Source organism: Candidatus Zixiibacteriota bacterium (assembly GCA_040753495.1).
Classification (GTDB): Bacteria; Zixibacteria; MSB-5A5; order GN15; family PGXB01; genus DYGG01.
Genome location: JBFMEF010000221.1, coordinates 1 through 26,297, shown reverse-complemented (window position 1 = coordinate 26,297; position 26,297 = coordinate 1). Strand labels below are relative to the sequence as shown.

The following is a 26,297-nucleotide window of genomic DNA, read 5'->3' as shown; positions in this document are numbered from 1 at the left end:
CGGTGAATTTCGTCTCGAGTTTACCGGAGAGCTGAAGACCCGCGCACAGGCTGAAATCTCCGTCGGACTGGGACGCGCTGTTATTTATCTCCCGCGCGAATTGCCGGTCCGGATAGAGGCGGAAGATAACTTCCTTTCCAAAGTAAAATTCCGCAACGCCGCCGGTCTGAGAATAAGAGACGGGTACTACAAATCGGAAGATTTTGATTCCGCCGCGGCCCGTCTCGATTTGCAAATTGATGTAGGTCTCGGTTCGGTCGAGATTGTCTGGAGCGAATAGCCGGCGGCAGCGATTGCCGAAGCAGCCGACGCCCGACCCTCAGGTCCACCCTGAGGGTTTTATTATTTCCTGAACTTCTTTTAGCCCCAATTGTTAAATAATAACTTGTCGATAATAAAGATATTATATATTCTCTGAGGACGAATTTTTAGCGAACGGAAGAGAGATAAATGAAGCAATTTCTGAGACTCCCAAAAGCCGCCATTCTGACGGTATTTCTGCTGGCGGCGGCATTGAATAACGCGACGGCAAACCCGGGGAACCCCCATCAACAGGCAATCTACAGCGCCCGCGACAAGGTTTTGCCGGCGCTGGTGCATATCCAGCCGGTCATAACCGATTTCCGCACCGGCAAAATGGTCAAACAGTCGGTGGTCGGCTCCGGGGTGATAGTTCACCCTGACGGCTATGTGGTAACCAACTATCACGTGGCCGGCAAAGCGGAGCGAATCATCTGTACCCTGTACGATAAAGAGCCTTTAAACGCGACTCTGGTCGGGGGCGACCCACTGACCGATATCGCCATTATCAAGTTGAATCTCGATGAATACAAAGGGAAATTGACCGTCGCCTCCTTCGGCAATTCCGATTCCATTCAGGTCGGGCAGTATGTGATGGCGATGGGTTCCCCGCTGGCGCTTTCCCGCTCCATTTCCTGCGGCGTCATTTCCACCACCGACCGGTATTTTTCCGGCGATGTGCAGCTTCCCTCCGGCGAGAAGACCGGTATTTACAATAACTGGATACAGACCGATGCCGCCATCAACCCGGGCAATTCCGGGGGACCGTTGGTCGATTTGAGCGGACGAATTATCGGGATTAACTCCCGCGCCACCATGTTCGCCAATAATATCGGCTTTGCCATCCCGATAAATATTGTGAAGCAGGTCTTTCACGACATTCTCAACCGCGGCAGAGTCATCCGCAGCTGGGTCGGTGTCCAGTGCCAGGAGTTGCAGAATCTGGAAGGGTGGTTCGGCACCGGCATAAATGAAGGGGTTCTTATCGCGTCTGTTGACCCTCAGTCTCCGGCCGAGGCGGCGGGACTTCTTGCCGGCGATGTCATTCTGAAAATGGACAATAAGTCGGTTTCCGCCCGTTTTGCCGAGGAACTTCCGGTTTTCTACAAAATGGTTGCCGATTATCCGGTGGGCGACACCATTACTATGACCATCATGCGGGGCGAGAAGACTTTTGTAGTCCCGGTTGTCACGCATGAATTGGGGGATATCCTGGGTGAAGACCTCGAATGCAAGGAGTGGGGTATCACCATAAAGAGCATAACCAAGCAGATGGCGGTCGATAATCAGCTCGAGGATACCCTGGGCGTTTACGTTTCCGGAGTGAAACGAGTCGGCGCTGCCAGCGATGGCGGCTTGCGGCGGGGGGATGTCATCCGCGGCGTTAATGAACGGCCTGTCGATACTTTCCAGGAGTTCTATCAGCGCTATACCGCCCTCACCGCCGAGAACGCCAACCGCGTATTGCTGACGGTGCGGCGCTCCGGAAGCACCAAATTTATTTTGATAAAAGCGGAAGATATCGCCCACGAAGAGCCCGCATCTGAAGAATAGAGGAGAGTATGAAACTGACTTACATATTTTTGATTATATCCCTGACCGCCGTTGCCGCTTTCGGGCAGAATTTCGATTTCGAGCGTATCAATAAGAAAGCGTACGAATATGCCGTCGCCGTCAATATCAAGCTGGAGGTCTCTTTCGGCACGCAGACCTCCGATGCCCAGATTCGCGGTATCGGCACCATTGTCACCAGAGAGGGATTGGTCGTTTTTGACGGCTCTCCCCTTGATGATGATTCCCCGTTTTCGATGATGTCGGGAATGCAGATGGATATCAAACCGACCAGCATTGAGATCGTGAAATCCGATGGCACCCGATATCCGGCCGAGTATATCGGGGTGGACCGTTTCACCAAGCTCGGCTTCTGCCGTATCACTTCCGAGACTCCCCTCGAATTCAAACCGGTCAGTTTCAGCCATCGCCGCGACTATCGTGTCGGCGAATGGCTGGCGGCATACCTTTTACTGCCGGAGTTTGTCTCTCCTTTGCTGGCGTCTGATGTCGGGATGATTTCCGCCCTGATTCAGGTTCCCGACCAGTTTGTCTTCACGGTAGGGTTTAACGAGATGGAACTCGGCTCGGTGCTGTATGACAGCGCAGGCTACCCTATCGGAGTCCTGGGATTGCTCGACCAGTCGGCTTTTCGCGGTATGGATATATCGACTCTCCCCTCTTTTACCGGTGAAGAATCGGTGCCGTTGCTCGGTGTCATCCCAGCGGAGAAAATCGAGAAACTGGTTAAGGACCCTCCCACCAAAGGGAAAGTTGACCGCGGCTGGCTGGGAATCTATCTTCAGGCGCTGACCGCCGATATCGCCGATTTCTGGGGCATCGACACCAAGTCCGGAATTATTGTCAACGAGGTAGTCAAAGATTCTCCCGCCGACTCGGCCGGTTTGCAGACCGGTGATATAATTGTCCGGCTCAACGGCACCCCTATTACGGTCGATAAAGAGGAGAATCTCCCTATTTTTCAGAAGCAGATTTCCGATTTCGGCGCCAACTCCAGGGTCGGTTTTGAGGTCTTAAGACGAACCAACGGAACGATCGATACCATTCAGACTGTCGCAGTCCTGTCGCCTGCTCCTATCACCCCCGCGGAAGCGCCGTCGTACGAAGACTTCAATTTTGAGTTCACCCTCCGCGACCTGGTCTTCGCCGATTATAATGTCTTCAATCTCGACCGTAAGGAGTTCAAAGGGGTAATGGTCAAAGAGGTCGAATCGGGCGGATGGGCATCAGTCGCCGATATAATGCCCGGTTATATAATTCAGTCGATTGATGGCGAAAAAGTGACATCGGTGGAGGATGCCAAGAAAGTCCTGAACAGAATCGCCGAACAGAAGCCAAAAGAGGTGGTGTTCTTCATCTGGCGGGATAATAAAACTGTTTTCATAAATGTGAAAACCGATTGGTGATAGTCTGACTAAGAGAAATGGCCTGGATTGAGAGGGCGGCGGCAGCGCCGCCCTTTTTGCTGTAATTAACCGTTGCGGCAGACCCTTAGGCTCGACACCTTTCGAGGCGAGCCTGCCGCGATATCCTCTCGCCGTCAGTCCGCCGCGGTGGACTCTTGACAAAATTCGGCGGAAGCTCGGCAAAGTCGCCCGCTCACACCGCTACTCCTTCGCCTCCTGCCAGAACGCCTCCAGTTCGTCAATCGAAAACTCCCCGAACTTCCGCCCCGATTCCTTCACCTTCTTCTCGATAAAAGCGAACCGCTTCGAAAACTTGAGCAGCGTCTTATTGAGCGCCTGTTCCGGGTTTATCTCCAGTTTCCGGGCAAATGACGCCAGCACAAAGAGCAGGTCGCCCAGTTCCTCTTCAATCCGCTCTTTATTCCCCGATGGTATCTCCGCTTCAATCTCCCGTAATTCCTCTTTTACCTTGAGAAAGACCTCCCCGGCATCCTTCCAGTCAAAACCTACTCCCCCGGCCTTCTCGCCGAAACGATACGCCTTAAGAAGCGCCGGCGCCGATTTTGGTATTCCCGATATCACCGATTCTTTCTCCCCCGAATTGACTTTAATCTTCTCCCACTGGTCCCGAACTTCCTGCGGCTTAAGGTCTTTTTTCTCCCCGAAGACATGGGGGTGACGGCTTATCAGTTTCTGATTGATTTCATTGATAGAATCATCAAGAGTGAACCGCCCCGCTTCGCTTGCCAGTTGAGCATGAAAGACAATCTGGCAGAGCAGGTCTCCCAGTTCCTCTTTCAGATGCTTATAATCTTCGTTTTCCACCGCTTCCACCACTTCATACGCCTCCTCGATAAGGTACGGCAGAAGCGACCGATGGGTCTGCTTGCGGTCCCAGGCGCAACCCTCAGGCGAGCGGAGAATCGCCATTATTTCTCTCAACTTATTGAACGGCTCACTGTTATTTATCTGCATATAGTTCCTTTGAAATTGGCAGGTTTGGTCGATAATATCCAAAAATACGGATTTCCGCCCTTATTCAAAGGACTTTTTGTATATACCGCTTCGCCTTGACAAACAGTATATTGGGCGGTATAATTGCAGGTTTTGAAAGAGATATATGAGTACTAAGACAGAAGAAAAGCCCAAAGCCCAGCCGTATGACCCCAAAACGGTTGAAGACAGACTGTACAAGGAGTGGCTTGACGCCGGCTATTTTCACGGCAAAATCGACAAAACAAAAAAGCCGTACTCGATTGTCATTCCTCCCCCCAATGTGACCGACATTCTTCATCTGGGTCATGCCCTTAATAATACCATACAGGATATTTTAATCCGCCAGAAGCGAATGGCCGGGTATGAAGCGGAGTGGATTCCGGGCGCCGACCATGCCGGAATTGCCACCCAGGTCATCGTGGAAAAACAGTTGGCGAAAAACGGCACCACCCGCCGCGAAATCGGGCGGGAGAAATTTTTGGAGCATACCCGAAAGTGGGCATACGGCAACAAAGACAAGATTCTAAACCAGTTGAAACGGATCGGCTGCTCCTGCGACTGGGAACGGACCAGATTCACGCTTGATGATTCCCTTTCCCGCGCCGTAACGGAAGTCTTCATCCGGCTGTACAAGAAAGACCTGATTTATCGCGGCAACCGGATTGTCAACTGGTGCCCCTCTTGCCAGACCTCTCTCTCCGACGACGAAGTCGAACATGAAGAAAAGGATGGCAGCCTCTGGTATATCAAGTATAAAATCAAAGGGAGCGATGAGTATCTGACAGTTGCCACCACCCGTCCGGAGACAATGCTTGGCGACACGGCGCTGGCGGTTAACCCGAAAGACAGCAAGTACAAAAAGTATGTCGGAAAAACTGTGATTCTGCCGATTCTGGAGCGGGAGATTCCGATTATCGCGGACGCTTACGTTGACCCCGAATTCGGCACCGGTGTGGTCAAGGTTACGCCGGCGCATGACCCCAACGACTATGAAATCGGACTGCGCCACGACCTCGAGCAGATTAATATTATGAATATCGATGGCACCCTCAATGCCAACGCCGGCAAATTCAAGGGGCTGGAGCGATATGATGCCCGCAAACAGCTGGTTAAAGAACTGGAGAAGAAAGGGCTGCTGGAGAAAACCGATAAGTATCATCTGGCGGTCGGCACCTGCTACCGCTGTCATAAAGAAATCGAGCCGTATCTTTCGGAGCAGTGGTTTGTCCGGATGGCTCCTCTCGCCAAACCGGCTATCGAAGCTCTCAAAAGCGGCGAATTGCGGTTTCATCCCGACTACTGGTCCAAGACCTACCTGCACTGGATGGAGAATATCCGCGACTGGTGCATTTCTCGTCAACTCTGGTGGGGGCACCGGATACCGGTTTATTATTGCGAATGCGGCGAAACGGTAGTGGCGGCGGAGAAACCGGCTAAATGTCCCAAATGCGGCAACGCCGAACTGAATCAGGATGAGGATGTTCTCGACACCTGGTTTTCTTCCTGGCTCTGGCCCTTTTCAACGATGGGGTGGCCTGAGAAGTCCGAGATGCTCGAATATTTCTATCCGACCAAGGTTCTGGTGACCGCCTCCGAGATTATCTTCCTCTGGGTGGCGCGAATGGTGATGGCCGGATATGAATTTGTAGGAAAGATTCCCTTCAATGACGTCTATATACATGGCACCGTCCGCGACGCCAACGGCATTAAGATGTCAAAATCTCTCGGGAACGGCATCGACCCGCTGGAAATTGTGGATAAATACGGCGCCGATGCCCTTCGGATCTCTCTGGTGCTGGCGACACCGGATGGACAGGACCCCTGGATTTCCAAGAATACCTTTGAAGGGGGACGGAATTTTGTCAATAAGCTCTATCAGGTTTCCCGATTTGTGCAGATGCGTCTCGGCAACGCCCGTTTCGAATGCAACCTGCCTCCGCAGGAGGAGCTGATACTGGTTGACCGCTGGATTCTCAGCCGCCTTGAAGAGACAATTGAGACCGTTGATAAGAACATCGCCGAATTCAAACTGTCGGCGGCGGCAAAAAGCCTCTATTCGTTTACCTGGAATGACTACTGCTCCTGGTATATAGAATTGATAAAACCTGACACCCCGGATCAGCCGATACGGGAAGCCTCCCTCAAGGTCGCTGTCTATACCCTTGACCAGATTCTCAAGCTGCTCCATCCCTTCATACCGTTTGTAACCGAGGAGATTAATAATTCCCTGCGGGAGCGTTTCCCGGAGAAAGAGAAGACCCTGGTCTTTGGACCATGGCCCTCCGCAGGCGGCAAATATCGGGACGAAAAGCTGGAAAAATCGCTGGAAGCGATTCAGGCGGTAGTGAATGCGGTGCGCTCGGTCCGCTCCGAGATGAATGTCCCGCCCGGCAAGCGGTCTGATCTTCATATACGGGTGAATGACAGGGAGCTGGCGCAGCTTCTGGATGAATATCAGGACTATTTCCGCAGTCTGGCCAAGATTGATAAGCTGATTATCGGTCCCGAAATCAAAAAACCGGGACTTTCAGCATCAGCCGTCATCTCCGGCGCCGAAATATTCATTCCGCTGGAGGGGCTGATTAATGTCGACTCCGAAAAGAAGCGGCTGGAAAAGGAACTATCCGGTCTGAAAGAGCAGCTGGAGCGGATTTCCCGGAAACTTGCCAATGCCGACTTTCTCAAGAATGCCCCGGATGATGTGGTCGAGAAAGAGCGACTCCGCAAAGCCGATATCGAAGAGCGGGTCGAGAAACTGAATCATAATCTCGAACAGCTGATGGGCTGGTAGCTCAAAAGAACCATGATATGCCCTAAATCACCAAACCCCGCCGGGCGGCGGGGCTTAGTGTTATGGGGATTCTATAGAGGGGGAATTTTATTTTTCGCTAAATTCGTCAAAATAACTTGAAATTGAGCGGGCGCCCGCCGCGTCCGGAAAGGAGGAAATCTCCACCGGAAGCATATACTCCACGGGAGCGCGAAAATAGTCTTTGCAGAAAGCCGAAATCTGCGATGAAATCCGCCGCGCCGCCGCTTCCGCTCCCTGACGCGGGGTCTCCGGAAACAACAATCCAATACGGCTGCGGCCATGATTGGAAACGGCATCCACCTCGCGCACCGAGCGGCGCACCACTTCCGACAGCGACTCCAGAAACTCGGAACGGCTTCCGCGCCCTTTCTTTTCTTCCTCCACAACCATATCCAGAATCGGACCGATATTGAAGATTACCAGAGAAAGAAAAATCCGGTACCGTTCGGCTCGCTTCAGCTCGTAATTTATCTTTGAGACAAAATCGGAGCTCATACCGACCGTCTCATCCTTGCTTACCACACCATTTGCCAATTTGTTGCTGCCAATGTTTAAACAGTCCTTTATCTTGTAATTATCAAGCAAGTTACATTCCACAAATAATTTAGGATCTAAAATAGACTTTCTTGTCTCTTACCGGACTATTTTAAAGGGCATTAACTCATTGATTTTTATAAGAAATCAAATTATCCAGATAGACTCACATAACATCAACATATTATCAACATTACTCGCTGCCGCAAACTAATGCAGATAAACGGCATAAATCTTCACAAAAAATGACACACCGCTCACACAGGGGTGGGTCATTTTATGGAGTTAAGATTGTACTCTTTTATCTTGTAAAGGAGGGAGCGGTAGCTGATTTCCAGAAGGTCGGCCGCCTTACGACGATTCCAATTGGTCTTGGTTAGAACCTCGCTTATCAATCGTCTTTCTTCATTCGCGATAGCGGCGCCGACACGATGCTTGAGTGAAAAGGCATTCCCCGACTCCGCTGCTACTGCAGCGCTTCCGCCGCCTGGCAACAGGTCGGACAATTGGGTATATTCCGGCGTTTGAATAACATTACTGAGCATTTCATTGACAATCGACTCATCCCCACGGACGACCACCTGTTTGATAAGGTTTTCCAGCTGGCGGACATTCCCGGGCCAGGAAAACTGCAGGAGCTTTGACATGGTCTCCGGTGACAGCGCCATTGCTGATTTCTGATAAAGGTCGCTGTATTTTTTCAGAAAGTGGCTTACCAGAAGCGGAATATCCTCGGTTCGGCTCCGCAACGGCGGCAGGAAAACCGTTATCTCATTCAGGCGATAGAAAAGGTCGTCGCGGAACCCGCCGCGGCGAATAGCGTCTTCCAGATTCTTATTCGTGGCGCAGATAATTCGGACATCAACATGGATATTATGGATGCCACCAACTCGCACAAACTCCTGCTGCTCCAAAACCTGCAGCAGTTTGGACTGCAGCTCCAGCGGCATATCCCCAATTTCATCCAGGAAAATCGACCCCTTATTGGCGACTTCAAACCGCCCCGGTTTGGTCTTATGCGCGCCGGTGAAAGCCCCTTTTTCGTATCCGAACAGTTCCGCTTCCAAAAGGTCTCGCGGAATGGCGGCGCAGTTGACTTTGGTGAAAGGCTCATCAGCCCGCGTTGACATATTATGAAGCATCCGCGCCACAATCTCTTTCCCGGTGCCCGATTCGCCCCGGATAAGAACTGTCAATTCGGAACCGGCGACCTGCTCGATAATGCTCTTTACCTGCGTCATCTTGGGCGAATCGCCTATAAACTGCTCATACTGGTTGCGGGACTTAAGTTGAGATTTGAGTTCCCGGACCTCTTCCCGAAGTTTTTTGGCTTCTAAGACGGCCTGCACTCTAATTTCGATTTCCTTGACTTCAAATGGCTTATGAATGAATTCGGCCGCCCCCAGATGTTTCGACTTGGCGATGTTGTCGGTCTCGCCATGGCCCGAAAGCATTATTATTTCCGGGCGGTTCGGCAGCCGGCTCAGCCGCTCCAGAACCTCCAGACCGGAAATTCCGGGCATCTTTATATCCAGAAGCACCAGGTCCGGCTTTTCAGTAGTAACCATCTGTATCCCCTCGCTGCCGTCACGAGCCGATACAAATTCATAGTCAGGAAGCCCCTCACTCAAAAGCCAGGAGACCTTGGGGTCATCATCGATTATTAAGATTTTAATCTTATCTTTTTTCATACGAAAAGTTTTGCACTTTAAACATTTATCGTCATTTTTTATCAAAAATCAAGTAAATGACAGCAGTTTTCGTGCCTTTTTTTGCAATATTTTGCAATTTATTTCGGAAAATATAAGGTAAAGTCGGTCCCCTTGCCATATTCGGAATCGACTTTAAGGGTACCCCCATGCGCCGCCATGATTCTTTCGACCACCGAAAGCCCCAGACCTGTGCCGGTCTCCTTGGTCGTATAATATCTATCGAATATTTTCGCCAGATTCTCTTTCTTGATTCCCCGTCCGGTATCGCTGACCGTGATAGCAAGGTAGTCTATTTTTCTAAACGGCGGGCGGTCGATCTTGCCGGTAACCCGGATATTGCCGCCGCTGTCGGAGATGGCATCAACCGAATTTAAGAAAAGGTTCAGGAAGACCTCCAGCACCTGGTTCTTATTCACCGGAATCTCCCAGTTGCAATTGTCATAATGGGCTTCAAACTTGATGTTTTTCTTGGCAAATTCCGGCTTGAGGAACTCCGTCGCCCTTTGAATAATTTTTCGGATATCTCTGATTTCGGTTTCGTACTTATGCGGCTTGGAGAAATCGACCAGTTCCTTCACCAGGTCGTTGAGCCGATGCACCTCCTCTTCAGCCATATGGAAAAATCCCGTATCCTTGCCCACATCGGGATATTTGTCCCGCAAGATCTGTATCCAGCCCCGAATATTGGTGAGCGGTTTACGCAGGTCATGGGAAATTTCGGATATCATATTCCCCATGGTCAGAAGCCGGGTGGCATTCAAGAGCGCCTTTTCTCTTTCATAGAATCCGGATGACTGCGAAATAATCAGTTGCGCCAGCGAAATCTCCTGCGCCGTGTAGAGACGCTCGCTGCGGGAACCGATGCAGTAGATATGACGAAGCTCCCCCTCCTGGAGCACCGGCAGGGCAGTAAAATTCGCCTCGGGACGGGGATATACCGGGGCGTGCGAAAGAAGCCGCGCCATATAGCGCGACAGCGTCGCGATATCCTGAAAGTCGAGGTCGGCAAACTCCACATTTTCAATCACAATCTCTTCGCTCTTTATCAGGTCCAGATTGATAGAGCCGCTGTCGGTCAAGGGTATGGTTGTGCCGGTGACCCCGACCGGTTTGAGCGCCTGACGTCCCGGTTGCCACTCAAACCAGAGCGCAAAATCGATTGGCATCAGTTTGCCGAGATACTCAAAGACCGCCTGTCGCATCGCCGAAACCGACCCGACCGCCGACAGCCGGTTCGATAATTCGAAGAGAATCGAGAATTCATGGAGTTTTTGGCGGTTATTTTCGAACTGGCGGGCATCATCGATGGCAACCGCCGCCTGCGCCGCAAAGGTAGTCAAGAGTTTCAGGTCATGCTCGGTGAAACTTGCCCCGTTCCGCTTGTTCGCCATATTGATAACCCCCAGCACCCGATTGGTTATCTTGAGGGGAACGCACAAAAGCGACGCCGAACTGTACCGCTCTTTATTAATCCGCTTGAATCTCTCATCCTTTTCGACGTCATCGACCATCAGAGGTTCACCGGACTGGGCGACATAACCGGCAATAGATGACCCCAGCGGCAGCGAAACCGTGTCGGCAATTTCCCGGTCCAGCCCCCGGTAAGCTTTGATGGTCAGAATATCGGTTTCTTCATTGATAAGCATCAGTGAGCCGATTTCCGCCTGCGTCACCTCGGCGGCAAGAGCAACTATTTTGTCCAGGAGCTTGCTGATATCGGTCGTATAGCCGAGCGATTTGCCTGCTTCATAAAGGGCATTGATTTCCTGAAGTCGGTTGTTGAGATTGCAGTTTGCCTGTTTTAGTTCTTCCAGAAGTTTCTTGCGCGCCATAGCCGCTTCACGCTTTTCCAATCCGCGCCGGACCGAAATCTCCAGTTGGGTGAACTCGACCGGCTTCAGAAGATATTCGAATGCGCCGTTCTTTATCGCTTCCAGCGCCGATTCCAGTGACGCATATCCGGTCATAAGTATGACAATCGTCTCCGGGTCGATTTCCCTGACCACTTTGAGAATATCCAGGCCGGTCAGTTCCGGCATCTTGATATCGGTTATTACCAGATCAAACGGCTCCTGTTTGAGAAGTTCCACCGCCGCCGGGGCGGACTGCGTTGTCTGCACTCTGTAGCCGCTCCCCCCCAGCAATTCCGCAAGCGAATCGCACATCCGCGACTCATCGTCAATTATCAGAATCTTCTCAGATCTTCCAGTCATTGTCTAATTCTTCCTGTTGAATCGGGAGACGAATCTCAAAACATCCCCCTTTTTCAAGGTTATAGAACTCTATCGACCCATTATGGTTTTTAATTATACCATAGCAGACAGAAAGTCCCAGCCCGGTGCCGCCAGATTCTTTTGTGGTATAAAACGGCTCAAATATATGGGGGACATGCTTGGGGTCAATGCCGGTCCCGCTGTCGCAGAAGCGGAGGCAGACCAGATGACGGTTGTAGGTAGCCGCCACCGATATTTTCCCCCCTTCTTTCATCGCTTCCTTGGCATTGATAAAGAGATTGATGAAAACCTGCTTCAAACCGTCGGGCCAAGCCACAATCGTCGGAAAATCATCGGCCGCATCTATCAGAATTTCTACGCCGGCATCAGCCAGCTGACGGCTCATCAAAGCCGCCGTTTCATTCAGAAGCCGTACCAGGTCGGTCGGAGCAAACTTGATGACGCGGGGCCTGTGGAAATCAAGCAGTTGCCGCACAATCATCGCAATCCGGTCAATCTCCTGCCCCACCACTTCCAGATACTCCGAGGCTTTTGCCGAATCGTCAATATTGCGCCCGGTCAGCGCCAGATAATTCTTGATAATGCCCAGCGGGTTGTTAACTTCGTGGGCAATCTTTGCCGAGAGTTCCCCCAGAGCCGCCAGACGTTCGGACTGCACCAATAGTTCCTGCGTCTTCTGCAGTTTTTCAATCGCCTCCCGCTCCGAATCATAGAGACGGGCATTCTCAATTGAGACCGCCGTCTGGTTGGCGAGTATCGAAAGAAATTCGATATCGTCATCCTTGTAGGGCAGTCCCGAGGCTTTAACCGAAATAATCAATATTCCCCGCAGTTTGGTCTGAAAAATCAGCGGCACCACCAGCCCCTCTGGGAAGTACCTCTGAAAAGCCTGAATCTCCGGAGCGGAAAATCCGCCGCTTATTTCATTGATAAGCACCGGTCGATTGAGGGCGGTGATATATTTGCCAAACTCCCCTTCCGGGTCGATACTTATCTCTTCCCGGGGAAAGGGCGGCGCCCCTTTGACCCGCGCCAGACGAAACTCCTTCCGTCCTATCTCCCGCGGAAGATACAGGGTCGCCTTTTGCGCCCCCATCTGACCCATCGAGGTCAATACAAAGGAATCAAGCAAGGTCTCGTAGTTGAGAACGGCGTTAAAATTGCGGCTCAGTTCGAAAATTGTGTAGAGGTCAAAGATTTTTCGTTTCAGGCGACGATTGGAATCGGTCAACTCTTCCAGTTTCCGATTGACTTCCGCCCGAAGCGTCTTAACCGTTTCGGTCGGTTTCTTTCGGGCGCCTTTTTTAACTGCCATAAATCTCTTTCCGGTGTTCCAGAAATTCGCCTACGCCGTAATGCGAGCCGCAGACTACTATTATATCGTCAGTTCCCGCCTCTTTTATCAGGCGGCGCGCCGTGCTCGTCACCGTACCGCCCGTAACGACCGGAACTGCTTTACCTCTTAAATGACGAGCGATCTCCTCCGGTTCCGCGCTGCGGTAAGTTTTCAGACGGACAATAAAGATACGCCGGGCAATCTGCGGAAGCGACGTCACGGAGCGTTTCAAATCTTTATTGCTGACCAATCCGAGAACGATATTGGCGTTCTTGCGGGGAAAAACAGTTTTGAAGCAAGCGACCATCGCCTGCACTCCGGCCGGGTTATGTCCCACGTCCAGAATCACCGTCGGTTTCCCTTTATCTTTCAACATCTGGAATCGACCGGGCCATTGAGTCAATGCCAATCCCTCCCGGATAGCGCGGTCGCTGACTTTATATCCTTCACCTCGGAGGAATAACGCCACTTTTACCGCCAGAGCGGCATTTTTTATCTGATGTTCCCCCGGCAGAGAGGGCCGGAGTCTTGAGATGACCTTACTTCCAGCACGATAACTGAACTCGAAATTCTTTCCGATGGCACCATGGAAATTCTTCTTCTGCATCGGCAGAAGCGGCGCCTGACATTTCCGGGCGACAGCCGCTATTTCTCTTGACGCTTCCCCGGGCAAGATACCGGTAATCACCGGTCGCTTCTGCTTAATAATCCCCGCTTTCTCAAAGGCGATTTTGCGCAGCGTATGCCCCAGAATATGCATATGGTCAAAGGAAATATCGGTAATGACTGAAACCAGCGGTCGCATGACATTGGTGGCGTCGAGACGTCCTCCCAGCCCGGTCTCGATGATGGCGATATCAACATTGCGCCGCGCAAAATAAGCAAAGGCTAAGGCCGTACAGACCTCAAAAAACGTGATTTTCTGACCTTTTATATCGGCCTTATTCTGTCTGATAAACTCGGTAATGAACCGCTTCTCAATAAGCGCGCCGTTGACTCGAATCCGCTCCCGAAAATCGACCAGATGGGGGGAAGTGAATATGCCGGTGCGGTAGCCGGCCTGACGGAAAATCGCTTCAAGATACGCCGCGGTTGACCCTTTGCCGTTGGTGCCGGCAATATGCACCGAGCGAAACTGATTCTGGGGATTGCCCAGTTTCTCTAAAAATAGCGAGATATTCTCCAACCCGAGTTTCATTCCAAAGAACTCTCGGGAGAGAATAAATCGCAGCGCCGATTTATATCCTCCGGACTCTTTTGCCATCACTATCTCTGGAAATATCTGAGAAGCAAAGTCAGGGTATCGCGCAGCTGACTGCGGTCGACAATCTTGTCGAGAAACCCTTTTTCAAGGAAAAACTCCGATGATTGGAAGCCGGGCGGAAGTTCCTGCCCGATAGTCTGCTGAATGACGCGCGGTCCGGCAAATCCCAAAAGCGCCTGTGGCTCGGCAATGATGACATCACCCAGAGAAGCATAACTTGCCATCACTCCGGCTGTAGTCGGATTGGTCAACACCGAAATATAGGGAATCTGTTTCTGGTGAAGGATTGCCAGCAGAGCTGATGTCTTTGCCATCTGCATAAGCGACAATATCCCCTCCTGCATCCGGGCTCCGCCGGAACAGGAGACGATTATTAATGGAATCTTATGCTCCAGCGACCGCTCAATCGCCCGCGCAATCTTTTCGCCCACCACCGAACCCATCGAGCCGCCGACAAAGTTGAAATCCATTATGGCAAATGAGATTTTGATGCCATTAATGCTCCCCAGCCCGGCAACCACGGCATCTTTTAGCCCCGATTTCGCCTGCGCCGCCTTTATCCGGTCCGGATATTTCTTGGAATCTTTGAATTTCAACGGGTCAAGCGACTCCAGATTGGCATCATACTCCTCCAGCGCCCCGTCATCGAGAATCATATTGATATATTTCTGGCTCGAAATGCGGAAATGAAAGCGGCAGTTGGGGCAGATCCAGTAATTAGCCTCCAGCTGCTTGGTATAAATAATCTCCCCGCAGGCGGTGCATTTCGACCAGAGACCGTCAGGAATCTCCTTCTTCTCCTGTCGGGCCAGGCCCTCCTTAGCCTTTTTAAACCATTCCATCGCCGCTAATCCTGGTCTCGAAGAGTTTTCACCATGACAATCGCATCCTCCGGGGGAATTCGGTAATAGCCGGGTCTGCGATACAGTTCGATAAACCCAAAACGGTTATATAAATTAATGGCGGCCGTATTGCTGGGCCGCACGTCCAGAAAAATATACTCGCATTCCGCCTTTTTGGCGATTTCTAAGATACGATTTAAAAGGGATTTGGCAATAGATTTTCCCCTGAATTCCGGCGCCACACCGATATTGGTCAACTGGCATTCTCCCGCCGCTACTATATAACCGGCGTAACCGGTTATAAGACCGTCAATTTCCGCGACAATAACTCCGCGGTAATCGGAGTCAAGCTCCTCTTCGAAGGCAATGGCGGGCCAGGGGTCGCTGAATATCCGCGCCTCTATCAGAACAATCGGCGCGATATCGCCGCGAGTCAAAGGCCTGATAACAAGTTGCCCTTTTGTCGAGTTTAATTCACTCATTGGCGCGACCAGCCGGAAACTGCTGGATATATAACGGTTCCAGAGAGGCCAGATTATCATGGCCGGTCTCTATCAATCTCTCCCGACCCAGAGCGAGGAAATCCTCATGCCCCAGAGTAAATTCCTCAGGTTTTATCAGTCTCAAACCCGGGATGGAAGGGAAATCCGGCATATCAACCAGCAGAAGCGGAATTCCCTGGAATCTTGAAGTGATTTCCGAGATATCAATCAATTCAATCATCCGATTGTCAAATTGGGGGGAATCGACTAAGCCGGAATAGAATTGCTCGCGGCGGGAGCGAATCAGAACGGCAGCGCGGCCTACCGTCCGGGACAGCCTCGGTGATGCCGCTTCAAATATCGAAACGCCCGCCACCGGAATTTTCAGCGCCTGCGCCAGACCTTTGGCGGCCGCCAGCCCGACCCGCAGACCGGTAAAAGAACCAGGACCGGTCGAGACGATTATTCTGCTCAGCTCCCTCTTTGCCACCCCGTTTTCCCGCAGCAATCTATCAATCAAGCCGATTATGAATTCCGCATGGCGAAAACGGTCCCGGTTCTCCGCCGAGAATATCTTTCCCGCGGCATCCGCAAGACCGACTCGCAGGACCGAGGTCGAACTGTCAATCAATAATATTCGCTCACTGGACATAGCCGCTTCGCTTATCTTTTAACAAATAAGATACGGATTTCCCGCTCCGTCTCCGTCAATATCCGAAACTGTATCTCGAATCGCTCCGCGGGAAGAAATTCTGATGCCTTCTCGCCCCATTCCACGGCAATGATACCGTCCCGAAGAAGATAGTCATCCCAGCCGATTTCTTTCAGCTCCGTCAAATTTGTCATTCGGTACAGGTCGAAATGAAAGAGCGGCAAACGACCGTAATATTCGTTGACCAGCGTGAAGGATGGGGACTTTATTTCATTTTCATCGATTCCAAGCCCCTGCGCTATGCCCTTAATGAAGCAGGTCTTGCCGGCGCCAAGCGGACCGGACAAGCTGAGCAGCATTCCCGGTTCGAGAAATCCCGCCAGTTCCCGCCCCAGGGTAACCGTCTCCGACTCCTTCCGGCTGACGGCAGTATGCGAAGGAAGGTTTATTGTCATCGCTTGGGGGTCAGCACCGCTATCGGCACCACCAGTTCTTCCAGCGAAATGCCGCCATGCTGGAAGGAATTCTGAAACTGCCGGATATATTCATTGTACTTATTGGGATAGACAAAGTAAAAATCTTCCTTGGCAATGATATAGGTGGTGGCGAGGTTGAATTTGGGAAGACGGAAATCGGCCGGGTTCTTTATCAGCCAGGCTTCTTTGGTATCGACATTGAGATTGTCGCCGTACTTGTACCGCAGGTTGGTCGAGGTATCTCTTTTGCCGTGCGCCAGGGTTCCCCGGGCGCAAAGCACTGAACCGTGGTCGGAGGTGACGATAACAGTGAAATCTTTTTCAGCAAATGATTTCAGGATGGCAAAAAGCGGCGAGTGCGCAAACCAGCTTTTCATAAGAGAGCGAAAGGCCGCTTCGCTTCCGGCAATCTCCTTCAGGATGACATTGTTGGAGCGGCCATGCGCCAGGATATCGAGGAAGTTAAACACAAACGCCACCAGCTGCGACTGGTAATAATCCGCCACCCGCTTGGCCAGCACTTCCCCTTCGGTGTTGTCAAATATCTTCTCGTACCGAACCGGGCTTTTGAGATTGAGCTTCTCCCGCTGCACCAGGTCGGCAAGAAAACGGTCTTCCATCCGGTTTAACGACCCTTCATCATCGCCGCGGTAATTGTCGGGGTACCGCTTGGCGATTTCGTCCGGGAAAAGCCCCGAAAAGAGGGCGTTGCGGGCGAACGGCGTGGCCGAGGGAAGCATCGAAAAATAAGTGTCGCGGTTTATATTGTAAAACTCCGCTACCAGCGATTCAATTGTCAGCCACTGGTCAAGACGCATGCAGTCAACCACTATCAAAAGCACCTTGCGCCCTTCTTTCAGAAGCGGGGTCAGATACTTGGTCAGCAGATCCGGCGACAGAGTGGGACGAGCATCGCTGAAAAGCCATTTCTGATAGTTTTTCTCCAGATATTTGGTGAACTCGTTATTCCAGTCTTTCCGCGTCCCCAGATGAGTCTGCGCCAGCCCCTCGTCAGGATTGGCATCAAGTTCCAGATCCCAGGATGCCAGAATCTTCGCCGCTTCCAGCCAATCCTGTGGCTCCAGAACTCCATATAATTTCTGATTAAAACGGTTAATCTCGCCGATATACCGCTTCATCTGGCTTTCCGAGAGTATTTTCTTTGTATCCAGAAATCGTTTTGCCACCATCAATACTTGCGAGGGATTGACCGGTTTGGTCAGGTAGTCGTCAATCTTCTGTCCAATCGCCTCGTTCATCAGAGTCTCTTCTTCCGATTTGGTCACCATCACCACCGGCAGATGAGGATTTATCTCTTTTATCTCCTCCAGCGTCGAGAGACCGTCTTTCCCCGGCATCATTTCATCCAGCAGCACCAGGTCAATGGTCTCACTGCGGACTTTCATCACGGCATCGTCCCCCGAATGCGCCACCGCCACCTCGAATCCTTTTTGCTCGAGGTATATGATATGGGGCTTAAGAGAGTCTATCTCATCGTCAACCCAGAGAATCTTCTTTTTAGTCATCATTGCGTTGTGCTCAGTAAGAAGTTGGCTTTAATTCATTAACAAGAAATCTTATCCCTTGCTCCCCTGATTTACCGGCAGAATTATCTGAAATATGGTTTCGCCCGGATGTGATTTGAGAAGCGCCATTTTGCCACGATGGTAATCCTCAACAATTCTTCGCGCCAGAGTTAACCCCAGCCCCCAACCACGCTTCTTGGTGGTGAAACCGGGACGGAAGATTTTTCTGGCATATCCGGGCGGAATGCCGGGACCATTATCTTTGACTGTTATCAATATCGCCTTTCTCTCAGAGGCAAGCCTGGTGGCAATCTCGACTCGTCCTTTCTGAGGGTCCACCGCCTGCAGACTGTTTTTAATCAGATTTTCCACCGCCCACATTATCAGTTCGCCGTTTATCTGCACCGGCGCGATATTTTCAAAGTCGCAGGTTATCTGCACTCCTTGACCGCTGAAGGGGAGCCGCCGACGATAATAACAGGCGGTTTCCTCCATCAGGGCATTAATATCAACTTCCTTAAGTTCCGGCATGGAGCCGATCTGCCCGAAGCGGTTGGCGACTCGCTGCAGACGGTCGATGTCGGTTTTCATCTGGAGAAAAATATCGCTGTCTTTGAGTTCCTCAGACGGGGGCGCGTTGGGCCCGAGTTTGCATTTTTCCAGAAGTATCTCCAGCCAGCCCATCAGTGAGGATATCGGCGTTCCCAACTGATGCGCCGTTTCCTTTGCCATCCCGACCCAGATATGCCGCTCTTCAGAGCGGCGGATATTCTGAAAACCGATAAATCCGATAAGGACAAATGCCGCCACCAATCCCATCTCGATAAACGGCATCCATTGCAGCTGACGAATTACCGGTGAATCGCCATAATAAAAATAAGAAAGGGTTCGCTCTTCGAATTTGAGCGGTATCTCCCCCCGGTCAGCCCGCATCTCCTCCACCAGTTTCTTCACCTTTGCCTGCGCTTCCGGTGAGGGGTCATTATCGGGAATCCCTTCAATGTTCCGCCAGAAAATCGGTTCCCGATTGACATCGGCAATCACGACCGGAAAGTTCGCCTTCTTGATGACTTCGTCAAAGATAATCTGAACTTCGCCGCCCGAGGTATTATCGCTTGCCGCCAATTGCCAGAGCTTGACATAGGAAGCGGCCATCCGCTCCGCATCCTGTTTTATCTGCTCGATAACATCAAGCGTGTACCAGCCGAAAACCACCGCCAGCAGCACAATTCCGACCAGCAGGAATAGTTTGAAAATTGTGGTAGCGCCGATGGAGAGACGAATTTTACTTTTCTTTTCCATCTCCGGTTATTTCCGTTATTCCACCCATGTAAGGACGAAGCGCCTCCGGTATCAAGATGGTCCCGTATTCTGTCTGATAGTTCTCCATAACCGCCGAAATCAGCCGCGGCAACGCCGTGCCGGAGCCGTTCAAGGTATGCACAAACTGAACTCTCTTATTCTTGTCCCGAAAACGGGTATTCATCCGCCGCGCCTGGAAGGCTTCAAAATTCGAGACCGAGGAAACCTCCAGAAATTTTCCCACCCCGGCCGACCAGAGTTCGATATCATAACATTTCGCTCCGGCGAATGAGAGGTCGCCGGTGCAAAGCAGCCGCACCCGATACGGTATCTTGAGCGCTTGAAGGACTTTCTCCGCCTGCTGCAGAAGAGTCTCATGCTCATCGTATGATTTCTCCGGGTGGACTATCTTAACCAGTTCCACCTTGTCGAACTGATGTACCCTTATCATTCCCCTGGTATCTTTTCCGGCAGCGCCGGCTTCCCGGCGAAAACAGGGCGTGTAGGCGACATAATATATCGGCAGCTGCTCTTCGGTCAGAATCTCCTCCCGATGAAAATTGGTCACCGGAACTTCCGCCGTCGGTATAAGCCAGAGATTCTCATCTTCAATCTTATAGAGGTCATCGGCCATCTTGGGAAGCTGCCCGGTGCCGGTCATGGCAGGGCTGTTGACCAGATACGGGACGCGAACCTCCGTGAAGCCGTCCCGAATATGAAGGTCGAGCATGAAATTTATGAGGGCGCGCTGCAAACGGGCTCCGGCTCCTTTTAAAACAAAAAATCCCGAGCCGCTTATTTTCGCCCCCGCTTCCAGGTCAAGTATATTAAGCTTCTTTCCCAGATCCCAATGCGGCAGCAAAGTGAAGGTCGGTTGCGAAACAGTCCCCCATTCCTTGACTGTCACGTTACTCTCTTCGTCGGCGCCGACTGGTACCGAAGGGTGCGGCAGATTGGGCACGCGCAGCAAAAGCGGCTCCAGTTCCGCTTCGGTCTGCCGCAGATTCTCATCCAGTTGCGCTATTTTGTCCCCCACATTTTTCATCTCTGCGATATCCGATGAAGCATCTTCCTTTTTCCGCTTCTTTTGCGCTATCTGCTCGGAAACGTTGTTTCGGAGCGCTTTCAATCGCTCTACCTCGGCGATAATCTCCCGGCGTTTCTGGTCGAGCGCCAGAATCTGGTCAATATCGGCTTTCTCATTCTTATGCTGAATCGCCTCTTTGACCGCCTGGGGATTCTCCCGGATAAATTTTATCTCTAACATATCATCCTGCTTATAACCCTGACTTAATTTATATGCTAATGAGGCAATATCTTACGAAACTATTTCAGACAATTTAACCGTTTTATTTCCCTCGGTCAAGCCTTAACGCCGACCTGACGGTCCACCGCTGGGCGCCGGCGCGAAGAGTCTTACCCCTTTGCTCTTTACCGCATTAGACCTTTTCTCTGTTGACAACAGTATTGTGGAAAGTAAATTATTTATCGCTGCCAGAAATTCTGGAATTCTGGCGGCAGGCATTATTAAAGGACGCGGGACTATGGAAAACAAATCATCATCAAAATTTAATGAAGATTGGCTGGCGTTGATTCTGGGGCTTTTTCTGTTCGTTCTCTCCTTGATTCTGATATTTGGCTTTGACCTGCTCGGCTGGGTGGTGAAATCGCATGTCTGGACCGAACTTGGTTCCTGCTTGAAACCGGCCTCCAAGACTTACGCCGGTCTCTCCGGTCTGCTTTCTCTCTTTTCCACTTATCTGTTTCTTCTGATACTGATGCTGGCCGGCGGTGCGCTTCTCAAAGCCAACCTGAAGAGGTTCGCGCTCGGTTTTACCGCCGTTTTCTGGATAAGTTATATCTGCTGGATTCTGGGGTGCTGGGCATTTATTGCCGCCACTCCCAATGAGTTGAGCAAATTCGGCATAGGCTGGTCGCTGAACCTGACGGCCGAAGCCGGTTATATTATTGCGCTTCTGGTCGGACTGTTTATCGGCAACTTCGCGCCGCGCTTCTCGCAAGCCATGAGGGAGGCTATCAGGCCGGAACTGTATATAAAAACCGCCATCGTAATTTTGGGCGGATACCTCGGCATTACCGCCGCCGAGCAGTTGGGACTGGCAACCTCGGTCATCTGCCGGGGGTTCTGCGCCATTGTCGAAGCCTATCTGATTTATTGGGCGCTGGTCTATTTCATTGCCCGACGATATTTCAAATTCAGCCGCGAATGGTCGGTCCCTCTCGCCAGCGGAATATCGATTTGTGGCGTCTCGGCCGCAATCGCCACCGGTTCAGCAATTAAAGCCCGCCCGGTGGTACCTATCATGGTCTCGTCATTGGTGGTCATTTTTGCCGTCGTGGAACTTTTGCTTCTCCCCTTCATCGCTCAGACCTTTCTTTCTAACGAGCCGATGGTCGCCGGCGCCTGGATGGGGCTGGCGGTGAAAACCGACGGCGCTGCGGTTGCCAGCGGCGCTATCACGGAATCGCTCATCTTGGCAAAAACCGCCGCCGAACAGGGAATCAACTATCAACCGGGGTGGATGATGGCAACCACTACTACCGTCAAAGTCTTTATCGATATCTTTATCGCTATCTGGGCCTTCATCCTGGCATATATCTGGTCGGCTAAAATCGACAAACGCCCCAACGAGAAAGTTAGATTCAGCCAGATTTGGGAACGGTTCCCCAAGTTCATTTTAGGTTATATGGCGACTTTTTTTGCGGTCATTTTAATCGCTGTCTCTGCGCCTGACGCCGTCAGCGGCGCCAAAGCCTCGATGGGAACCGCCAATATCTTCCGCGGAATTTTCTTTGTCATGACCTTTTTCACGATTGGTGTCGCCTCCAATTTCCGCAAACTCTGGGAGGAAGGTATCGGCAAACTGGCGCTGGTTTATGTCATCTGTCTTTTCGGTTTTATAATCTGGATAGGTCTGGTAATCTCCTGGCTGTTTTTCCATGGCGTTAAACCTCCCTTAGCAGGATAGATTAGTAATGGAAGAGCCCAAAATCGCTGATGAAATCAAGAAAATGGAGTACGAGCCGCTTCTCCCTATCGAGAAAAAGCTTATCGCCTACAGCATTATAATCGGGCTGGTCTTGATTGTAATCCTGGTCTGGGTGAGCCATACCGTATTTGAAATCTGACAGGTATCGCGACTTTCTAACCCGGCGGAACGGCCGAAAAATCGCCAGAAATACCTTGATTTTTGGCGGCAGGATGTTATATTACTTGTCTTAATTATTGGAGATTATACAATGGCAAAAGTTTGTGAAATCTGTGGCAAAAAGCCGGTAGTTGGACGAAATATATCGCACGCGCATAATGTGACCGCTCGACGATTCAATCCCAATCTGCAGACTGTCCGCGCCAATATCAACGGCTCCGCCCGTTCGGTTCGTGTATGTACCGGGTGTCTTAAAGCCGGCAAGGTGCTTAAAATCAACAAGGCGAAGAAAGCCAAAACGGTCTGAGTTTCATCGCTTTAAAAACGATTCAGGACATTGAGAGCATCATACCCCGCACATGGCGGGGTTTCTTTTTGCGAAGGGTTAATTCTGCCATTACGCTGTCAAACCTGCCTTTTTGATTAAACCACCCGTATTTATTGCGAAATCATATGTGTAAGTCTTTATATTCCTTGACTTTTGACTACCTATGCATATATTGCATAATAACTTACATCCCTCGGAGGACTTTCAAAATGTGCCGTCATCTCCGCTTGCTGTTCCTTCTCTTAATCGGGCTATTGTCAGCCACTACTTCGCAGGCCGTACCGCTATCTGACCAGGTTATCGCCAAACTGCGCCATGAAGGGCGACTTGATGAAGTTGTCGCCCGGATAAATGACGCCCGCGCCCGCGGGGTCGATATGCCGCAGACTGCCAATCAGAAGACCCGGGCCTCTCTGGCTCTCGGTAATCCGGTCACTTTTCGCGTGCTGGTGATTCTGGTCGATTTCCCCGACAAGCCCTACACCGCCGGTTATGCCGCCGCGACTGTCGCCGATTTCGACTCTATCCTGTTCTCCGATGGTTTTCTGAATCCTACCGGTTCCATGAAGGAATACTATCTCGAAAATTCTTTCGGCAATTTTGTCATGCTGGGGGATGTTTACGGATGGTACCGCGCTTCTCAGAATTCCACTTATTATACTCAGAACTGTGACGGCTCGCACGGTTTCGGCGATTATCCTACCAACGCTCAGAGGCTGGTGGAGGAGGCAATTGATGCCGCCGACCCTTTTGTTGACTTTTCGCTTTATGACAACGACGGCGATAATTATGTCGATGGCATCTTCATCGTTCATGCCGGCACCGGATATGAAGAATCGGGCGGCGATTGCGAAATCCACTCCCATGCCTGGGGTATCAATCCTCGCTTTAAAGACGGAGTTTATATATCAGGATACTCTATGGAGCCGGAAGAATCGGCCAGCAGCGCCGATAATGCCCCTATTGGAGTTTTCTGCCACGAGTTCGGGCATGTTCTTGGTCTCCCCGACCTCTATGACACCGATTATTCATCGCGCGGATGCGGTTACTGGACCGTTATGGCGAGCGGAAGTTACAACGGCAATTCCCGCATTCCGGCTCATTTTGACGCCTGGTGCAAAAAAGAACTCGGCTTCATAACGCCGACCAACGTGCTTACCAACCAGACCAATATTATCTTTCCGGCCGCCGCCTGGAACCCGACCGCATACCGTCTCTGGGCCAATGGCTCAGTCGGAAGCCAGTATTTCCTGGTTGAGAATCGTCAAAGAATGGGCTTTGACCGCGACCTCCCCTGGGAAGGACTCCTTATCTGGCATATCGATGAAACCCAGTGGGGCAATAACGAAGATTGGCATCCACTGGTAATGCTGGAGCAGGCCGACGGACGATTCGACCTTCAGTTCGACAATAATGGCGGCGATGCCAGTGACGTTTATCCCTGGGGTGGGATTGACCATTTTGACGATAAAACCACTCCCAATTCCCGCAGTTACACTAACACTGTCACTCAGGTCGCTGTCTGGAATATCTCCCTCTCCGATTCTATTATGATCGCCAATCTCGATGTCAACTGGTCGCGCCCCTATTTGACTATTGACTCCTCCCGTTTTGCTGATGACGATGCTGATGGGTATCTTGAACCGGGGGAATCGATTGATCTCGACCTCTTTTTCAAAAACGACTGGCTGACTGCCACCGGCGTCAATATAACGGTTACCTCCAATGACCCCAATCTGACTTTTACCGTCCCCAATAGCAGCATACCGCTCATAAACGGCAATGGCGGAACCGCCAGCACGGTCGGCAGTTCGCTCCAGTTTATCGTTCCCAATATTGACAACCCAACTTATGATTCCTTTTTCATAGAATTGACCGCCAATGGAGGCCTCTTTCAGAAGACCTTCACCATAGAAAAAGTGCTGGGGAAGACACGGGTTTTGATTGTCGATGATGACCGCGGCGACAATTACGAAGAAATGTACTTCGGCGACACCTACCAGCGACGCGTACCGGCCGACATCTGGAACAAGCAGGCTTCCGGCACTCCGCCCGGAACGGCACTGACTGAATACAGCACTGTCATCTGGTTCACCGGCGACAGCGCCGCCGATTATCTTTTGCCGGCCGATATTGTCTCGATGAAATATTTTCTCGATAACGGCGGCAACCTCTTTTTGACCGGCCAGGGACTGGCCAATGAACTTCGCACCCAGGATTCCCTATTCCTGGAGAATTACCTTCGCGCCCGTTATGGCGGCACCTATTTCAGCATCTATCATGATGGCATCGCCGGCTCGCCGATTGGCGACGGCTTTGTCGCCCGGTATTTCAGCGGCGCCAATCAGGGCATCTCCATTTCATCGCAGATTATTCCGGTCAACGGCGGACTGGGCGCTTTCAAATTCCGCAACGGAACTCAATACTCCGCTCTTTCCTATTCCGGCTCATACAAGTTGGTCTTCTTCAACTGGGGCTACGAATCTATTCTTAACACCTCTGTCTCTTACACCAAGAGAGATACCATTCTGACCCGGATACTGCTGTTTCTCGATGGCTGGGCGGTCCCACCGTGTGTTGATACCGATGGTGACAGTTATGGCAATCCCGGTCATCCTGAAAATCTCTGCCCTAACGACAACTGCCCTGCTATCGCCAATCCCGGGCAGGAAGATGCCGATTCTGACGGAGTCGGTGACGCTTGCGACAACTGCCTGAATGTCGCCAATCCGCTACAGGAAGACCCGGATGCCGACGGTGTCGGCTCTGCTTGCGACAACTGTCCTGATACCTTCAATCCCGGGCAGGAGGATGCCAACAGCAATGGCATTGGAGACGTCTGCGATTTTGTCTGCGGCGACCCGACTGGAAATAGTGTTATCAATATCCTTGATGTCACCTATATCATTGCTTATCTATACAAGAGCGGTCCGGAGCCGCAGCCACTTCAGTCGGGTGATTCCAACGGCAATGGGTCGATAAATATTCTCGACGCCACCTATCTCTTGAGTTATCTGTACAAGAACGGTCCCGACCCGCTCTGCCCATGAGGCTTAAGCATAAATGACGGAAGGCGAACAGGCGGATTCGCCACTACGAAGACTATTACTGCACGGGCAGGAACCCCTTCCTGCCCGTAATCGTCATTCCCGCGAAGGCGCCTGCCTGCCATGGCGGGGAATCCAGAAATAAAAAAAGGGCGAACCCAAAGTTTCGCCCTTACGAAGACTTCTTCGGGAAATTTCACGACAGCAATTTCAGCACTGTCTGCGAAGAGAGATTCTGATGCGACAAAAGCGACATCGCCGACTGCACCACTAATCTATTCCTCAGAAAGGTGGAATACTCCGTTA

Annotated in this window: 21 protein-coding genes; 8 read left to right on the top strand and 13 right to left on the bottom strand. The window is 51.3% G+C overall.

Annotation, left to right across the window (positions count from 1 at the left end; all coding sequences use genetic code 11):
- The 3 genes from AB1690_14070 to AB1690_14060 form a co-directional block, all read left to right on the top strand.
- A partial coding sequence (locus AB1690_14070; GenBank protein ID MEW6016433.1) for a hypothetical protein occupies nucleotides 1-280 on the top strand: 280 nt, incomplete at its 5' end.
- 170 nt (nucleotides 281-450) lie between these two features.
- Nucleotides 451-1,854: a trypsin-like peptidase domain-containing protein gene (locus tag AB1690_14065; protein MEW6016432.1), complete on the top strand. Its 1,404-nt coding sequence runs from the start codon at nucleotides 451-453 to the stop codon at nucleotides 1,852-1,854.
- 8 nt (nucleotides 1,855-1,862) lie between these two features.
- Nucleotides 1,863-3,278: a PDZ domain-containing protein gene (locus AB1690_14060; GenBank protein MEW6016431.1), complete on the top strand. Its 1,416-nt coding sequence runs from the start codon at nucleotides 1,863-1,865 to the stop codon at nucleotides 3,276-3,278.
- 201 nt (nucleotides 3,279-3,479) lie between these two features.
- Here the strand turns inward: AB1690_14060 and mazG are convergent, their stop codons facing one another.
- Nucleotides 3,480-4,253: a nucleoside triphosphate pyrophosphohydrolase gene (gene mazG, locus AB1690_14055; protein MEW6016430.1), complete on the bottom strand. Its 774-nt coding sequence runs from the start codon at nucleotides 4,251-4,253 to the stop codon at nucleotides 3,480-3,482.
- Nucleotides 4,254-4,398: 145 nt separating this feature from the next.
- On the opposite strand from mazG, the gene AB1690_14050 reads away from it, so the two are divergent.
- The gene (locus AB1690_14050; protein ID MEW6016429.1) at nucleotides 4,399-7,065 is read left to right on the top strand and encodes a valine--tRNA ligase; all 2,667 of its coding nucleotides are present in this window, start codon (nucleotides 4,399-4,401) and stop codon (nucleotides 7,063-7,065) included.
- An 87-nt stretch (nucleotides 7,066-7,152) separates the two neighbouring features.
- Here the strand turns inward: AB1690_14050 and AB1690_14045 are convergent, their stop codons facing one another.
- The 12 genes from AB1690_14045 to serS form a co-directional block, all read right to left on the bottom strand.
- Nucleotides 7,153-7,620: a hypothetical protein gene (locus AB1690_14045; protein ID MEW6016428.1), complete on the bottom strand. Its 468-nt coding sequence runs from the start codon at nucleotides 7,618-7,620 to the stop codon at nucleotides 7,153-7,155.
- A 272-nt stretch (nucleotides 7,621-7,892) separates the two neighbouring features.
- Nucleotides 7,893-9,311: a sigma-54 dependent transcriptional regulator gene (locus AB1690_14040; GenBank protein MEW6016427.1), complete on the bottom strand. Its 1,419-nt coding sequence runs from the start codon at nucleotides 9,309-9,311 to the stop codon at nucleotides 7,893-7,895.
- 98 nt (nucleotides 9,312-9,409) lie between these two features.
- Nucleotides 9,410-11,545, bottom strand: coding sequence for a GAF domain-containing protein (locus AB1690_14035; GenBank protein ID MEW6016426.1), 2,136 nt, complete (start codon nucleotides 11,543-11,545; stop codon nucleotides 9,410-9,412).
- On the bottom strand, nucleotides 11,529-12,881 hold the full coding sequence (locus AB1690_14030) for an ATP-binding protein (GenBank protein ID MEW6016425.1): 1,353 nt from the start codon (nucleotides 12,879-12,881) through the stop codon (nucleotides 11,529-11,531). Before AB1690_14030 ends, AB1690_14035 begins: the two co-directional genes overlap by 17 nt.
- A complete protein-coding gene (locus AB1690_14025) occupies nucleotides 12,871-14,166 on the bottom strand; it encodes a folylpolyglutamate synthase/dihydrofolate synthase family protein (GenBank protein MEW6016424.1) in 1,296 nt (431 codons plus the stop codon). The genes AB1690_14030 and AB1690_14025 overlap by 11 nt, the downstream gene beginning before the upstream one ends.
- A gap of 2 nt (nucleotides 14,167-14,168) precedes the next feature.
- Nucleotides 14,169-15,008, bottom strand: a complete 840-nt coding sequence (gene accD / locus AB1690_14020) for an acetyl-CoA carboxylase, carboxyltransferase subunit beta (GenBank protein MEW6016423.1) — start codon at nucleotides 15,006-15,008, stop codon at nucleotides 14,169-14,171.
- 5 nt (nucleotides 15,009-15,013) lie between these two features.
- Entirely contained in the window at nucleotides 15,014-15,490 is a 477-nt protein-coding gene (rimI, locus tag AB1690_14015; protein MEW6016422.1) for a ribosomal protein S18-alanine N-acetyltransferase, read from the bottom strand.
- Nucleotides 15,483-16,142, bottom strand: a complete 660-nt coding sequence (tsaB, locus tag AB1690_14010; protein ID MEW6016421.1) for a tRNA (adenosine(37)-N6)-threonylcarbamoyltransferase complex dimerization subunit type 1 TsaB — start codon at nucleotides 16,140-16,142, stop codon at nucleotides 15,483-15,485. The genes rimI and tsaB overlap by 8 nt, the downstream gene beginning before the upstream one ends.
- Nucleotides 16,143-16,153: 11 nt before the next feature.
- Nucleotides 16,154-16,597, bottom strand: a complete 444-nt coding sequence (tsaE, locus tag AB1690_14005; protein MEW6016420.1) for a tRNA (adenosine(37)-N6)-threonylcarbamoyltransferase complex ATPase subunit type 1 TsaE — start codon at nucleotides 16,595-16,597, stop codon at nucleotides 16,154-16,156.
- On the bottom strand, nucleotides 16,594-18,147 hold the full coding sequence (locus tag AB1690_14000) for a bifunctional response regulator/alkaline phosphatase family protein (protein MEW6016419.1): 1,554 nt from the start codon (nucleotides 18,145-18,147) through the stop codon (nucleotides 16,594-16,596). Before AB1690_14000 ends, tsaE begins: the two co-directional genes overlap by 4 nt.
- Before the next feature lie 48 nt (nucleotides 18,148-18,195).
- Nucleotides 18,196-19,446: an ATP-binding protein gene (locus AB1690_13995; GenBank protein MEW6016418.1), complete on the bottom strand. Its 1,251-nt coding sequence runs from the start codon at nucleotides 19,444-19,446 to the stop codon at nucleotides 18,196-18,198.
- Nucleotides 19,430-20,713, bottom strand: a complete 1,284-nt coding sequence (gene serS / locus AB1690_13990; GenBank protein MEW6016417.1) for a serine--tRNA ligase — start codon at nucleotides 20,711-20,713, stop codon at nucleotides 19,430-19,432. The genes AB1690_13995 and serS overlap by 17 nt, the downstream gene beginning before the upstream one ends.
- 277 nt (nucleotides 20,714-20,990) lie before the next feature.
- Here serS and AB1690_13985 point away from each other — a divergent pair, with 277 nt between their 5' ends.
- The 4 genes from AB1690_13985 to AB1690_13970 all read left to right on the top strand — a co-directional run bounded on the left by AB1690_13985 (nucleotide 20,991) and on the right by AB1690_13970 (nucleotide 25,994).
- Entirely contained in the window at nucleotides 20,991-22,436 is a 1,446-nt protein-coding gene (locus AB1690_13985) for a putative sulfate exporter family transporter (protein MEW6016416.1), read from the top strand.
- Nucleotides 22,437-22,443: 7 nt separating this feature from the next.
- Nucleotides 22,444-22,596, top strand: a complete 153-nt coding sequence (locus AB1690_13980; GenBank protein MEW6016415.1) for a hypothetical protein — start codon at nucleotides 22,444-22,446, stop codon at nucleotides 22,594-22,596.
- A gap of 111 nt (nucleotides 22,597-22,707) precedes the next feature.
- Nucleotides 22,708-22,923, top strand: a complete 216-nt coding sequence (gene rpmB, locus AB1690_13975; GenBank protein ID MEW6016414.1) for a 50S ribosomal protein L28 — start codon at nucleotides 22,708-22,710, stop codon at nucleotides 22,921-22,923.
- A 230-nt stretch (nucleotides 22,924-23,153) separates the two neighbouring features.
- The gene (locus AB1690_13970) at nucleotides 23,154-25,994 is read left to right on the top strand and encodes a M6 family metalloprotease domain-containing protein (GenBank protein MEW6016413.1); all 2,841 of its coding nucleotides are present in this window, start codon (nucleotides 23,154-23,156) and stop codon (nucleotides 25,992-25,994) included.
- The last annotated feature ends 303 nt before the right edge of the window (nucleotides 25,995-26,297 follow it).

Bases quoted from the DNA above. Each gene is read 5' to 3' on its own strand.
- AB1690_14065 (MEW6016432.1), top strand. From the start codon at position 451: ATGAAGCAATTTCTGAGACTCCCAAAAGCCGCCATTCTGACGGTATTT.
- AB1690_14060 (MEW6016431.1), top strand. From the start codon at position 1,863: ATGAAACTGACTTACATATTTTTGATTATATCCCTGACCGCCGTTGCC.
- mazG (MEW6016430.1), bottom strand. From the start codon at position 4,253: ATGCAGATAAATAACAGTGAGCCGTTCAATAAGTTGAGAGAAATAATG.
- AB1690_14050 (MEW6016429.1), top strand. From the start codon at position 4,399: ATGAGTACTAAGACAGAAGAAAAGCCCAAAGCCCAGCCGTATGACCCC.
- AB1690_14040 (MEW6016427.1), bottom strand. From the start codon at position 9,311: ATGAAAAAAGATAAGATTAAAATCTTAATAATCGATGATGACCCCAAG.
- AB1690_14035 (MEW6016426.1), bottom strand. From the start codon at position 11,545: ATGACTGGAAGATCTGAGAAGATTCTGATAATTGACGATGAGTCGCGG.
- AB1690_14030 (MEW6016425.1), bottom strand. From the start codon at position 12,881: ATGGCAGTTAAAAAAGGCGCCCGAAAGAAACCGACCGAAACGGTTAAG.
- AB1690_14025 (MEW6016424.1), bottom strand. From the start codon at position 14,166: ATGGCAAAAGAGTCCGGAGGATATAAATCGGCGCTGCGATTTATTCTC.
- accD (MEW6016423.1), bottom strand. From the start codon at position 15,008: ATGGAATGGTTTAAAAAGGCTAAGGAGGGCCTGGCCCGACAGGAGAAG.
- rimI (MEW6016422.1), bottom strand. From the start codon at position 15,490: ATGAGTGAATTAAACTCGACAAAAGGGCAACTTGTTATCAGGCCTTTG.
- tsaB (MEW6016421.1), bottom strand. From the start codon at position 16,142: ATGTCCAGTGAGCGAATATTATTGATTGACAGTTCGACCTCGGTCCTG.
- tsaE (MEW6016420.1), bottom strand. From the start codon at position 16,597: ATGACAATAAACCTTCCTTCGCATACTGCCGTCAGCCGGAAGGAGTCG.
- AB1690_14000 (MEW6016419.1), bottom strand. From the start codon at position 18,147: ATGATGACTAAAAAGAAGATTCTCTGGGTTGACGATGAGATAGACTCT.
- AB1690_13995 (MEW6016418.1), bottom strand. From the start codon at position 19,446: ATGGAAAAGAAAAGTAAAATTCGTCTCTCCATCGGCGCTACCACAATT.
- serS (MEW6016417.1), bottom strand. From the start codon at position 20,713: ATGTTAGAGATAAAATTTATCCGGGAGAATCCCCAGGCGGTCAAAGAG.
- AB1690_13985 (MEW6016416.1), top strand. From the start codon at position 20,991: ATGGAAAACAAATCATCATCAAAATTTAATGAAGATTGGCTGGCGTTG.
- AB1690_13980 (MEW6016415.1), top strand. From the start codon at position 22,444: ATGGAAGAGCCCAAAATCGCTGATGAAATCAAGAAAATGGAGTACGAG.
- rpmB (MEW6016414.1), top strand. From the start codon at position 22,708: ATGGCAAAAGTTTGTGAAATCTGTGGCAAAAAGCCGGTAGTTGGACGA.
- AB1690_13970 (MEW6016413.1), top strand. From the start codon at position 23,154: ATGTGCCGTCATCTCCGCTTGCTGTTCCTTCTCTTAATCGGGCTATTG.